Annotated in this window: 13 protein-coding genes and 1 tRNA gene; 7 read left to right on the top strand and 7 right to left on the bottom strand. The window is 51.2% G+C overall.

Annotated features, from left to right (window positions below):
* Positions 1–334: 334 nt before the first annotated feature.
* The 3 genes from DWZ82_RS13035 (at position 335) to DWZ82_RS13045 (ending at position 3,888) form a co-directional block, all read left to right on the top strand.
* Positions 335–574: a hypothetical protein gene (locus tag DWZ82_RS13035; protein WP_118481156.1), complete on the top strand. Its 240-nt coding sequence runs from the start codon at positions 335–337 to the stop codon at positions 572–574.
* Between the two features lie 21 nt (positions 575–595).
* Positions 596–2,443 carry a DNA helicase RecQ gene (gene recQ, locus DWZ82_RS13040; RefSeq protein WP_118481157.1) on the top strand — a complete coding sequence of 616 codons (1,848 nt, stop codon included), beginning with the start codon at positions 596–598 and terminating at the stop codon, positions 2,441–2,443.
* Between the two features lie 701 nt (positions 2,444–3,144).
* A complete protein-coding gene (locus DWZ82_RS13045; protein ID WP_110435528.1) occupies positions 3,145–3,888 on the top strand; it encodes a YebC/PmpR family DNA-binding transcriptional regulator in 744 nt (247 codons plus the stop codon).
* 57 nt (positions 3,889–3,945) lie between these two features.
* On the opposite strand, the gene DWZ82_RS13050 is transcribed toward DWZ82_RS13045, so the two are convergent.
* Together DWZ82_RS13050 and DWZ82_RS13055 are read right to left on the bottom strand one after the other, a co-directional pair.
* Positions 3,946–4,803, bottom strand: coding sequence for an NAD(P)/FAD-dependent oxidoreductase (locus DWZ82_RS13050; protein WP_118481158.1), 858 nt, complete (start codon positions 4,801–4,803; stop codon positions 3,946–3,948).
* 98 nt (positions 4,804–4,901) lie between these two features.
* On the bottom strand, positions 4,902–5,747 hold the full coding sequence (locus DWZ82_RS13055; RefSeq protein ID WP_118361674.1) for an aminotransferase class IV: 846 nt from the start codon (positions 5,745–5,747) through the stop codon (positions 4,902–4,904).
* Between the two features lie 203 nt (positions 5,748–5,950).
* Here DWZ82_RS13055 and DWZ82_RS13060 point away from each other — a divergent pair, with 203 nt between their 5' ends.
* The 4 genes from DWZ82_RS13060 (at position 5,951) to DWZ82_RS13075 (ending at position 7,811) form a co-directional block, all read left to right on the top strand.
* Positions 5,951–6,391: a zinc ribbon domain-containing protein gene (locus DWZ82_RS13060; protein WP_118481159.1), complete on the top strand. Its 441-nt coding sequence runs from the start codon at positions 5,951–5,953 to the stop codon at positions 6,389–6,391.
* Between the two features lie 11 nt (positions 6,392–6,402).
* On the top strand, positions 6,403–7,035 hold the full coding sequence (locus DWZ82_RS13065) for a GyrI-like domain-containing protein (protein WP_118481160.1): 633 nt from the start codon (positions 6,403–6,405) through the stop codon (positions 7,033–7,035).
* 35 nt (positions 7,036–7,070) lie between these two features.
* A complete protein-coding gene (locus DWZ82_RS13070; protein ID WP_118481161.1) occupies positions 7,071–7,637 on the top strand; it encodes an epoxyqueuosine reductase QueH in 567 nt (188 codons plus the stop codon).
* Between the two features lie 97 nt (positions 7,638–7,734).
* Positions 7,735–7,811, top strand: a tRNA-Arg gene (locus DWZ82_RS13075).
* A gap of 154 nt (positions 7,812–7,965) precedes the next feature.
* Here the strand turns inward: DWZ82_RS13075 and DWZ82_RS13080 are convergent.
* The 5 genes from DWZ82_RS13080 to DWZ82_RS13095 all read right to left on the bottom strand — a co-directional run bounded on the left by DWZ82_RS13080 (position 7,966) and on the right by DWZ82_RS13095 (position 11,714).
* A complete protein-coding gene (locus DWZ82_RS13080; RefSeq protein ID WP_118481162.1) occupies positions 7,966–8,865 on the bottom strand; it encodes a hypothetical protein in 900 nt (299 codons plus the stop codon).
* A 15-nt stretch (positions 8,866–8,880) separates the two neighbouring features.
* On the bottom strand, positions 8,881–9,378 hold the full coding sequence (locus DWZ82_RS13085; protein WP_118481163.1) for a papain-like cysteine protease family protein: 498 nt from the start codon (positions 9,376–9,378) through the stop codon (positions 8,881–8,883).
* Between the two features lie 420 nt (positions 9,379–9,798).
* The gene (locus DWZ82_RS15895; protein ID WP_279217446.1) at positions 9,799–9,927 is read right to left on the bottom strand and encodes a hypothetical protein; all 129 of its coding nucleotides are present in this window, start codon (positions 9,925–9,927) and stop codon (positions 9,799–9,801) included.
* Positions 9,928–9,974: 47 nt separating this feature from the next.
* The gene (locus tag DWZ82_RS13090) at positions 9,975–11,375 is read right to left on the bottom strand and encodes a tyrosine-type recombinase/integrase (RefSeq protein WP_118481164.1); all 1,401 of its coding nucleotides are present in this window, start codon (positions 11,373–11,375) and stop codon (positions 9,975–9,977) included.
* Positions 11,376–11,438: 63 nt separating this feature from the next.
* On the bottom strand, positions 11,439–11,714 hold the full coding sequence (locus tag DWZ82_RS13095; protein WP_118481165.1) for a hypothetical protein: 276 nt from the start codon (positions 11,712–11,714) through the stop codon (positions 11,439–11,441).
* Between the last annotated feature and the right edge of the window lie 47 nt (positions 11,715–11,761).

Below are 11,761 nucleotides of genomic sequence, written 5' to 3' on the forward strand. Positions count from 1 at the left end.
GAACAAAAGTTTAAGCACATCGTTGTTTAATTTACAAGGTACAATCTGCTGTTTTCAAAGAGTTTTCGCAACTTTTCGTTGTTCTCAACCGCTCATCAACAGCTTATTTAGTATATCAAAACTTAAACCGTTTGTCAAGAACTTTTTTCAAATTCTTTTTCAGAACTTCAATCGGTTCTAACCCAAACTTTTCGGTTTTGCGCTTGTCTCTCAGAGACAGCTTTAATAGAATACCAAATCCCGGAGGGAAAGTCAAGAACTTTTTTCAAATAGTTGAGATTTTTCTGAAACTATGATAAGATGGGTGCATGATACCATATAAAGAAGTGATTTTATGAAAATCGCTGTTCTCTATCAGGCGCACGAGCTGAAAGGCCTGGTCCGCATCGACTGCCGCGCCGCCGCAGACGGTACCTATTATATGTTCGATTTCGACCTCAAACCCAATCTAACCGGTGCGGCGCAGCCGCATCGCATGAACCAAGACTGCCTGACGATGATTTCCGCCGAGGCGCAGTGCTGGACGTACTTCGACCTGCTCCGCGCCATGCCGGACAACCGCTGGCAGCTGTGACTACGATATAAAGGAGCGCTTATGGCAACCGCACAGGACATTCTCAAACAGTATTTCGGCTACGATTCGTTCCGCCCGGGACAGGACGAGCTGGTGCAGTCCATCCTCGCCGGGCGCGACACGCTGGGCATCATGCCGACCGGTGCGGGCAAGTCCATCTGCTATCAAGTGCCCGCGATGCTGTTCCCCGGACTGACTCTGGTCATTTCGCCGCTCATTTCGCTGATGAAAGATCAGGTCGGTGCGCTGGTCGAGGCCGGTATCCCCGCTGCGTGCATCAACAGCGCGATGAGCTTCGAGGAGTTCCGCGACGCGCTGTACTTCGCCGGACGAGGCGAGTACAAGCTGCTGTATGTTGCGCCAGAACGCCTGACCGCTCCCTCGTTTCTCGAATTTGCCAAGCGCGTACCGATTTCGATGATCACAGTCGATGAAGCGCACTGTATCTCTCAATGGGGACAGGATTTTCGTCCAAGCTACCTCAAAATCCTCGACTTTCTCGCCGAACTGCCTGAGCGGCCGCTCGTTTCCGCGTTTACGGCAACCGCAACGGCTGAGGTGCGTGACGACATTGTACAGGCACTCGGTCTGCACGAACCATTCATCAAAACCACCGGTTTTGACCGTCCGAATCTGTATTTTGCTGTCGAACAACCGACCTCCAAGGGCATGAAGCTGCTGCAGCTGCTGAATGAGCGTAAGGATAAAAGCGGCATCGTCTACTGCTCCACCCGCAAAAACGTGGAGGAAATCTGCGATCTGCTGCTCAGCCGCGGTCTGCCCGCCACCCGCTATCACGCGGGCCTCGATCCTGACGAGCGCCGCGAGAATCAAGACGATTTTCTGTACGACCGCAAGACCATTATGGTTGCTACCAACGCATTCGGCATGGGTATTGACAAGTCCAACGTATCGTTCGTTATCCACTATAATATGCCGAAAAATATGGAAAGCTACTATCAGGAAGCCGGCCGTGCCGGTCGAGACGGTCAGCCTGCCGACTGTATTCTATTATATAGCGGACAAGATGTGCGTATGGCCGAGTTTCTGATTGAGCGCAGCCACGAAGCCGAGGACGAAACCATTGACGAAGCCACCCGTCAGCAGCTCATCGCGCGCGACCGCGAACGCCTGCGGCAGATGACGTTCTACTGCACCACGACCGAGTGCCTGCGGCATTACATTCTGCGCTATTTCGGTGAAAATTCGCCGATATCGTGCGGACACTGCAGCAGCTGCGACACCAATTTCGAGGAAGTGGACGCAACCATGGACGCGCGAAAAATCCTCTCGTGCGTGTACCGACTGGATGAACGCGGCCGTGCGTTCGGCAAAACCGTTGTTTCGGCCATTCTGACCGGCAGTAAGAACGAAAAAATCACGCAGTTCCATCTAGATACACTTTCCACCTATAATATCATGCCGGACAGCACCGCCGTGTATGTCCGGCGGCTGATCGACATGCTGCTCGAGCGCGGACACCTCATCGCCGACCCGGACCGCATGAACGTGCTCGCGCTCACCCGCACCGGTAACGCGCTCATGCGCGGACGCGGTGAATTCCGCGTCAAACTGCCCAAGGAGAAAAAGCCGGCAGCAGCCAAACAGTATGCGGCTCTTGCGGAAGATGTGGATGAAAAGCTGTTCGATGCGCTCCGCGATGTACGAACCCGCCTTGCAGCACGCGCAGGCGTGCCGCCGTACGTTATCTTTTCCAACGCAACACTCGCTGATATGGCCGCAAAACAGCCATCGAGCGAGTTCGATCTGCTGTCCGTCCGCGGCGTAGGCGACGCAAAAGCAAGGCGGTACGGCAAGGAGTTTCTGGCAGCGATTCAGAAATACCGGGATGAAAACCTCGGGAAATAAAGCAAATTGAGAATTAAAAGCGGTATTGCCTTAAATCCGCAGGTGCTATCCGCAACCACCGCGCAAACGAGTTGCGCAACATTGTTATCCCCCAGGGGACCTTCTCTTGCCCTTCGGGCAATTCACCTTGTGCTGCGCCTGCGCAAAGCAGCCGGTATGTGTAGCAGTAAGGAATCTGACACTGCGAACAGATTGAGAAAGATACGGAAGTAAAAATCCTCTGCCGTTCCCCTATTTCAAAGCGGTCGCCGCTCTCTGATCTGCGCCAGACTAAGAAATAAAGGAAACGGGATTCACAAGGGTGGAAACCTTGGTGTCCACCCTTGTGCCCGCCGCCGCAGGTGCGGCGGACCTCCCAGCCGTCCGGACTGCACCCATTCCGAAATCTTCAGCGAATAGATAAAAATAAGTAAAGCCGACAGGCACACCCATCGGCTCAGGAAAAAATATCAGCCGTTCTGCTGATCGTTTTTCTGATTCTGCTGCTGATTCTGCTGCTGATTCTGCTGACCCTGCTGGTTCCGGTTCTTGTTCTGCTTGCTCATTTGGCTCACCTCGTTTCGTTTGCAATGCTATTCTGCACCGCAAACGCGAAAAATATACTCGCAGGACTTGCAGAATAGCGAAAAACCTGTTAAAATTGTTCTGCGTGTTATACAGTTAATATTTTAGATGATATAAAAGAAAGAAGGACACTCACCATGTCGGGACATTCCAAGTGGAATAACATCGCAAAGCGCAAGGGCGCAAACGATGCAAAAAAAGCAAAGATTTTCACCAAAATCGGCCGTGAAATGGCAATCGCAATCAAGGAAGGCGGCTCCGCCAATCCGGATTTCAATGCTCGCCTGCGCGACTGCATTGCAAAGGCAAAGGCCAACAACATGCCGAACGACAACATCAAGCGCACGCTCGATAAGTACTCCGGTGCAAACGGTCAGGTCGATTACGAGGCAAACAACTATGAAGGCTACGGCGTAGGCGGCGTTGCAGTCGTTGTTGAGACCCTGACAGATAACAAGAACCGCACCGTTGCGGACGTTCGTCACCTGTTCGACAAGTATGGCGCAGGTCTGGGCGCTTCCGGCTGCGTATCCTGGCAGTTCGATAAGAAGGGCGTTATCATTATGGAGAGCGAAGGTCTGGACGAGGACGCTGTTATGATGCAGGCGCTCGATGCAGGCGCTGAGGATTTCCTCGTTGAGGAAGGCGTTTTCGAAATCTACACCGCTCCGGATGATTTCTCCACCGTTCGTGAGGCACTCGAGAAGGAAGGCTACACCTTCGCACAGGCCGAGCTGCAGATGGTTCCGCAGAACTACATCACCCTCGAAAAGGAAGAGGATATGGCGCAGATGCGTAAGCTGCTCGACAACCTCGAGGATAACGATGACGTTCAGGCAGTTTGGCACAACTGGGAGAACGAGGATGATTACGAGGGTTAATACCCCGGTCAAAACCGCATAAAAAAGCACCGCATACCGAGGTATGCGGTGCTTTCTTCACTTTCTCACGAACTTTACCGCGCTCATTGCAGCCTCAGCGCCGTCTGCGACGGCCTTTGCCACCTGCAGCAGACCGCCGGTGCAGTCACCCGCCGCAAACAGGCCGGGTACAGCCGTCGAGCCGTCGGCGTCCGCCTTGATGCGCGTGCCGTCCAGCTGCGCGCCCAGCTTGCGGGCAAAATCGCCGCTGCCTGCGGTGCCGTAGGCGACGAACACACCGGAAACGTGCAGCGGTTCTCCCTCGGCAAACGCCACGCGCGACACCAGTTCATCGCCCTCGACCGCGCTTACCTTTCGCGTTTCCACGCACAGACCGTCCGGCAAATCCGCCGGAGCCTCGCTGCCGTTCGTCAGCAGCGTAACGGACTGCGCCACCGGCAGCAGCACCCGCGCTTCCTCGAGCGCATACTCACCCTGACCGAGCACGGCAACGTCCTTGCCGCGATAGAAAAACGCATCGCAGATGGCGCAGTAGCTGACGCCGCGGCCCTCAAATGCAGCTACACCCTCGATTTTCGGCACCGCACGCGGCGAACCGGTTGCCAGAATGACCGCATCCGCGTCAAACACGCCGTCCGCAGTCTTAACCGTGAAGCCTTGCGCCGCATACTCAATACCGGTTACCTCGGTCTGCCGCAAAACTGCACCCAGACGTTCGGCCTGCTTCTGTCCGCGCTCGAGCAGCTCTGCGCCGGAAACCGGCTCAATAAAGCCGAAATAATTCTCGATCTTGTCCGTTTTGGCCAGCGCACCGCCGTCCTTATACAGAACGGTTGCCTGCATGCCGGCGCGTACCGCGTAAATCGCAGCACTCAGTCCCGCCGGTCCGCCGCCAATGATAACAATGTTGGGCATTCTTTTGTCCTTTCCAAATTGAAAATTGAGAATGGAAAATGACGGATACACGCAATGCGCGATACCTCAATTCTCAATTATTCCTTTTCAATTCTCCATTATTTTGCGGTTTTCTCGTCAAACCACTGCTGATACGCCTTCTGCAGCTTATCGAGCAGTGCAGGATCCTTGCCGCCGAGCGGCTTGCCGTCCAGCTCGCATGCGCCGACGCAGTGCGTGCCGGTGGACAGGATCATCACCTCATCTGCGTTTTTCAGCTCATCCACAGTAAATGGTGCAATGCGGGTCGGCACACCGAGCTTGTCGCACAGCGTAAGAAAATGCTTGCGCGTAATACTCGGCAGAATAAGATTATCCGCCGGAGGCGTACAGAACACGCCATCCTTGAGAATCGCCAGACCGGAATGTGCGCCCTCAGTCACGCGGTCGCCGCGGTGGAAAACGACCTCGTCACAGCCCGCCTCAACAGCCTGCTGCATCGCCATGCAGTTCGGAATAAGGTTGAGCGTTTTGATGTTGCAATGCAGAAAACGCGTGTCCTCGACCGAAATCAGCTTGTACGGATGATCCTGGCGGTCCAGTCCGCACGGCTCGGAAAATGCCATCAGGCTGGCCTTGCCGCCCTTGGGGAACGCGTGCATGCGGTGTGCCACTGCACGCGTGGACTGCCAGTACAGCATATGCGGCGCATCCGAATCCAACTGAGACACCAGCTCGTTCAGCGTTTTTGTCAGCTCGTCACGCTGCATCGGCGGCTCAATGCGGAGCAGCTTCAGACTGTTGTAAAAGCGGTCCAGATGATCCTCAAGCTCGAAGATTTTCTTGTTGTTGACCATCGCCGCATCGTAAACGCCGTCGCCGAAGTAAAAACCGCGATCGGTGATAGGCGCCTGCACCTCGTCAATGCGGCCGATTTTTCCGTTATAGTATGCAATATCCTTCATGGGAATATGCCTCCTTTGATCAAAATTCCGGGTCAATCTAATCTCAGTATAACGGTTTTCGACAGGGTTTGCAAGTAGGCCGGAAACGCGGTATAATAATTAAGCCGGCAGGTTGCTGACAGGCGCTATCCGATACCGCAACCGCATGTTGCTTGTCCGTAAAAAGATCCTATGATACACTTACCTCACGGAGGTGTTCGATTATGAATACAAAGGATATTTTATATCATCTCAGAACCGAAAAAGGTCTCTCACAGGACGAACTGGCTGCAAAAATTTTTGTCACCCGACAGGCGGTATCCCGCTGGGAAACGGGCGAAACCACGCCGAATGTCGAAACGCTCAAGCTGCTTTCCGCGTTCTTTAACGTGTCGATCAATACGCTTCTCGGCTCTCCGCGGCAGCTGATCTGCCAATGCTGCGGCATGCCGCTTGAAGATTCCATCACCAGTAAAGAGCCGGACGGCTCCTTTAACGAGGACTACTGCATGTGGTGCTATGCCGACGGAACCTTCAAATACACCACGAAAGAGCAGCTGATTGACGTTTGCGTAACGCATATGGCAACCGAAAGCTGGCCTGCAGAGCAGGTTCGCGCCCATATGGAAGCCATTGTGCCGACCCTCAAGCACTGGAAGAAATAAAGGAGAACGCTATGCCGTTTGACTTCAAAAAAGAGTACAAGGAACTCTATCAGCCGAAAAGCAAGCCGCAGATTACCGCAGTGCCGCCAATGAACTACATTGCCGTGCGCGGCACCGGCGACCCGAACGAGGACGGCGGTGCATATCAGCAGGCCATCAGCGTGCTGTATGCCGTGGCCTACACGCTGAAAATGAGTTATAAGACCGATTATAAAATCGCAGGCTTCTTTGAATATGTTGTTCCGCCGCTGGAAGGTTTCTGGCGGCAGGATGATGTAGACGGTGTAAATTATGCGGATAAATCCGGTTTCCACTGGATTTCCGTCATTCGTCTGCCGGATTTTGTGACCAAGACGGATTTTGACTGGGCGGTACAGACGGCAGCAAAAAAGAAACATCTGGATTGCTCCTCAGCCGAGTTTTTGACGATTGAGGAAGGTCTGTGCGTACAGATGATGCACGTTGGCTCCTATGATGACGAGCCTGCATCTGTTGCGGTGATGGACGAGTATCTCGCACAGAACGGCTATGCAAACGATCTCACCGCCGAACGGCTGCACCACGAGATTTATCTCTCCGACCCGCGCAAAACCGCGCCGGAGAAACGCAAAACCGTCCTTCGCCACCCGATCAAAAAGGCGTGAAATAACAAGAATACTTTTCAGAAAGGTTTGATTTTTTGTCCGGAACACTTCTTCATATCTGCTGTGCGCCCTGCTCCATTGCGTGCATCGACACGCTGCGGCAGGAGGGCATCGAGCCGGTAGGTTTTTGGTACAATCCCAACATTCACCCGATGAAAGAGTACAAAATGCGCAAGAATACACTCGTTGAGTATGCAAAAAGCATTGATCTCAAGCTGGAGATTGAGAACGAGTACGGTCTGCGAAAGTTCATCGAAGCTGTCTATCCCAACTGGGATAACCGCTGTGCGACCTGCTATGCGCTCCGCTTTGAGGAAACCGCGCGCTACGCCGCCGAGCACGGCTACGACCGGTTTACCTCTACCCTGTTTGTCAGCCCGTACCAGAATCATGAGCTGATGCGTCAGATCTGCGAGCAAATGGCCGAAAAATACGGCGTAGAGTATCTGCACCGCGACTTTTCGCCGCGCTTCCGCGAGGGACAGGATAAGGCGCGTGAGCTTGGCCTGTACATGCAGAATTACTGCGGCTGTGTTTTCTCCGAGGAGGACCGCTACCGCAAGCGCAAAAAGAAGAAAAAGCCGGACGCCGCGCAGGCGTAAGACGGAAATCGGGGTGTTTCGGCACAATTCGACCGAAATACCCCGCAATAACCGCTTTACAAACGCACGAAAGACTGGTATACTATATCATGTACTCGCGCCCGTAGCTCAGCTGGATAGAGCGTTGGACTCCGACTCCAAAGGCCATGCGTTCGAATCGCACCGGGCGTACCATGTTAAACCGCTTGTTTCGTTGAAATAAGCGGTTTTTTATTATCTTTTTGAGCGTTACTTTAGCGAAATAAAACCGAGGCTACTGCACAGGCTACTACGTGGTAGCCTGAACAGTAAAAAAGAGCGGCATTGCCGCTCTTTTCGTTTTATGTAGTTATTTGACTGCTTTCTTCTTTCGAAGGATAAGAATTATTGCCACAACAGTAAATAGGATAATGATCATAACAATACATCCAGCTATATTTACTGTATTAGTGATTGCAGCATGACCATTTGCACCGGTACTAGCCGCTTGATCGTTTTCGATGTTATTGAATGCTTTAGCGATTTCTTCGAAATCATATGCTTTTCCAACATCGAGTTGTTCTGAATTTTCAGTATTGGCATGAGCACTTGCCTCTTGAACGTCGTTATTTTTAGTAATAGCGATGCCGGTTTCGGCAAGCGGTATAATTTTATCTGCGTAGCCGTCCGCAAAAGTAATAGCGAACAAAGATTTCATTTTGGCGGTACCTCCGACCAGAATAAAATCAGTAGCTTCACTGATGCCTGCCTTTTGCAGATCATCCAAAATGTTTGCAATAGTTTGCGTGGTATCAATCTCTGCTTCTGGAGCCGTCCATGTGCCAGCCTTTTTCACTAACTCATTATATGTTGTTTCAGTGATAACGCCATTATCAACTAATTCATGTTCTGGCATTTGCGCTCGGGAAATCGTTACACGAACATTATGATTGTCTACGTTATCCATGTAACTCCATATATAGTCTAGTGATTTCATAATATCGTCTTTTGAATAAGAGGATAATGCAAAGATATCATTATTATCAACATATATCTTATATACGTTGTCCCAGTTAATATTATCGGGCTGTAGAGAGGAACTCTCGGTTAATGTATTTACAAGGTTGCATATATCAGATCCAGCGATTTGGACTGATGCATAATCATTGGATATGCTCAAACGTTCGATTGGAATATCTACAGCAGCTACCTGAGTAATATTCAATGCAAAAAGAATGAACATAGAAATAATTTTTTTCAAGCTGCTCATTTATTGTCACCTCCGTCAAATAGTGATAGAGTTACTCCATTTTCCGGATCCGGATTGAAAATCACATCCCGTAATCATACTATTATAAGAAAACGCCTTTGTACCACAGCCTGTCCATGGATCAACAACGGTTAAAGTATTCGCACTTACATTGTATCCTGATACAACGACCGCATGAGCACCGCCAGCATCCCAGATGATCTGAATATAAATTGGTTCACCTGAATCTAATTCAGATTTTGATGCCGCGAAGGAAAGGGCTGATCTTCGGAGGGTAGTGTTACGCAAGGTTGCATAATTGACGGCTTTCTTTTCATTTTCAATATCGCCACTGCTTACGTTAGCAACCGTCCCCAAAACATAATCGACAATAGCGCTCTGCGTGACATCACGCCCCATGGTGTGTCCCATCATTTGTGCGCTAGCGGCCCAACACCACTTGGATTGTTCTTGCTGGTATCTATGTACATAGATTGCATTAGCAGAATTTATAAAAATTGCTGAAATAGTCATAATAGCAATAATTTTTTTTGAATAAAGATTTCATAACGCACTCCTTTTCATCCATGAATTCTCATTTATGTCTGTGTTGAGTGAGCGATAATATATAATTAGCCCATGGGAGTCACCTCTTTGCAATTTGTTTATGTAATTGTACCAAATGGTAACTATATAATCAAGTTAAAATTGTGAAAATACCCAATATAAAGATGGGTAGAGAGTGATGATATTTTGGTTGTTTGTTGCGGTGCGGTACGGTTGGTTATCGCTTTCTGAACAGTCTGGTCCAGCTAGGCGTTAACTGGTGTGGTAACGTAGAAACAGTGCTTGAGTTATTGGATCTGCTGCAATTGGTTTTCGCAGCATGGAAAAAATGAAAGAGGGGCAGTTACCCCTCTTTCATTTGCATACGCATACTCTAAATTAGACATCTCACACATTTGTCGTGCAATATTTGAGCAGCGTCTTTACCTTCGCGTCCATCTCCTGCTGCGTCAAGACATGTCCGGCAGCTATATCTTTATTGCTACGCGACAGCTTTTCAGCGATTTCATCATCCATAAGATCATCTCCTCACAGCATGATTTTATTATCGGCGCTTCTATGTGTCAAGGTTCTTTTCGGCCGCAGCCGCGCAGCATAACATCAGCAATGCACTCGCCTGCCTGCACGCGAGACTGCTCAATCAAGTGCGCATAGTACATCTCGGTCGTAGCCGGACTGGAATGGCCGAGCTGACGAGCAACGGTAACGACATCGGTGTGGTTGGCGATCAATACGCTGGCAACCGTATGGCGGAACGCATGCGGATTGATATGCGGCAGGCCATGCCGTTTGCTGAATTTATTGAGCCACGCGGTGATGCTGTCCGGGTGCATGACCTGTCCGTCATCCCTCGAGAACAGGAAACCCTCGTCATTCTGCCACCGATCACCGTTCAGCTCGCGCAGCTTCTCCTGTTCTGCACGATATTCACGCAGCAGTGTGACGGTTTCGGCCGGAATTGGGATATAGCGCGTCTCACCCGTTTTCGGTGTTTCCTCATAAATACCGCGCGCCTTGGAATAGCGAAGATTAACCTCAATGTAAAGATAGCGCTCATCAAGGTGAACATTCTCCCACTTCAGCCCCATAATCTCGCCGCGCCGCGCACCGGTGACGATCAGCAGATGGGTAATCGTCCGCCACTTGAGCAGTTCGCTCTCGAGTGCCTGCAAAATGCGGAAGATCTCTTCCGGCTGGAAATAGTTGATCTTCTTTCGCTGAGCGCGAGGCAGTGTAGCGCGCGCCGCTGCATTGTAGGTTACGATCATTTCCTTCTCCGCCTGCGAAAGCACGGTGGAGATGAAACGGTGATGCTGCAGGACGGTTTTCACCGCAAGATGGTCGGTATTCAGGATGTACTCGAACAGCTTTTGCGGCGGTATACCCAGCGCCGCAGAAATTGCGTCTGCGGAGGACTTGCGGATAACCTGTCCGCGGCAGGCAGCCGTTATGGTAACCGCATTGAGGCGAGACAGCTTTGCCAGCTTAGCGCGTGAGATGTGCCGCTCTGTCAGCAGCGCGCCCAAATCAACCTTCGAGCGTGCCTTGTCGAGCACATGCTTGGTGCAGTTCTGCAGAAGATCCATGTACAGGCGATTTAAGTGCTGCGGTCGCAGCTCGGTCAGCTTAATGTGACCAATCGCAGGGATAATGCGTTCGCACAGGTGTTTGTACAGCTCGATTGTACTATGCTTTGTGCCGGTATGCTCCTTGAGGTCAATAACATACTCTGCATACTCGGCAAACGTCTTGTTGTTGTCCGGCTGAAACCCCAGCTTGATGCTGTTCTCGAACTCATAAGCAACTTTCTGGGCCTCTCGCTCGGCACGCTGCTCTGACCAGTTTTCCGGCGCTCTCCACGTCTTGAAGTGGCAGCGCTTGCGGTAACGCTCATCGTAGCCGCACGAAACCGTGATTTTGAAGCTCAAGCCGGACTTTGTGCGAATTTTCTTAATACTTGGCACGTTTTTCTCTCCTTTCGTGCAGAATAATGCGGTGCGCCGCTTGGACGCACCGCATGCTTCAGCTTATACCGAAATTTTCGCCGGAATGTACGACGGACGATCGTCATCCGGCGAAATATTGTTGTTGCCCTCGGTCAGCAGTTTGATGACGTTCGGGTAATACAGCAGCGACTTCCGGCCAATCTTAACGGCCGGCAGAATACCCTGACGGATAAATCCGCGCAGAGCATTCTCCGAAATATTGTGCCCCTCGGCGAGCAGACGGCGATGGGTTTCAGCGACGGTTGCCGTGTCGTAGAAACGACGCGGCGAAACGAATTGAATGGTATGTTCAGCCATAATAGACTCCTCCTTATTTATGGTCCTTCAGGAATATAATATATAGC

This window comes from Butyricicoccus sp. AF35-5AC, from assembly GCF_003477715.1.
GTDB lineage: Bacteria > Bacillota > Clostridia > Oscillospirales > Butyricicoccaceae > Agathobaculum > Agathobaculum butyriciproducens.

What these genes read in the sequence shown, in the direction of transcription:
- DWZ82_RS13035 (WP_118481156.1), top strand. Translation starts at nt 335, where the DNA reads ATGAAAATCGCTGTTCTCTATCAGGCGCACGAGCTGAAAGGCCTGGTC.
- recQ (WP_118481157.1), top strand. Translation starts at nt 596, where the DNA reads ATGGCAACCGCACAGGACATTCTCAAACAGTATTTCGGCTACGATTCG.
- DWZ82_RS13045 (WP_110435528.1), top strand. Translation starts at nt 3,145, where the DNA reads ATGTCGGGACATTCCAAGTGGAATAACATCGCAAAGCGCAAGGGCGCA.
- DWZ82_RS13050 (WP_118481158.1), bottom strand. Translation starts at nt 4,803, where the DNA reads ATGCCCAACATTGTTATCATTGGCGGCGGACCGGCGGGACTGAGTGCT.
- DWZ82_RS13055 (WP_118361674.1), bottom strand. Translation starts at nt 5,747, where the DNA reads ATGAAGGATATTGCATACTATAACGGAAAAATCGGCCGCATTGACGAG.
- DWZ82_RS13060 (WP_118481159.1), top strand. Translation starts at nt 5,951, where the DNA reads ATGAATACAAAGGATATTTTATATCATCTCAGAACCGAAAAAGGTCTC.
- DWZ82_RS13065 (WP_118481160.1), top strand. Translation starts at nt 6,403, where the DNA reads ATGCCGTTTGACTTCAAAAAAGAGTACAAGGAACTCTATCAGCCGAAA.
- DWZ82_RS13080 (WP_118481162.1), bottom strand. Translation starts at nt 8,865, where the DNA reads ATGAGCAGCTTGAAAAAAATTATTTCTATGTTCATTCTTTTTGCATTG.
- DWZ82_RS13085 (WP_118481163.1), bottom strand. Translation starts at nt 9,378, where the DNA reads ATGACTATTTCAGCAATTTTTATAAATTCTGCTAATGCAATCTATGTA.
- DWZ82_RS15895 (WP_279217446.1), bottom strand. Translation starts at nt 9,927, where the DNA reads ATGGATGATGAAATCGCTGAAAAGCTGTCGCGTAGCAATAAAGATATA.
- DWZ82_RS13095 (WP_118481165.1), bottom strand. Translation starts at nt 11,714, where the DNA reads ATGGCTGAACATACCATTCAATTCGTTTCGCCGCGTCGTTTCTACGAC.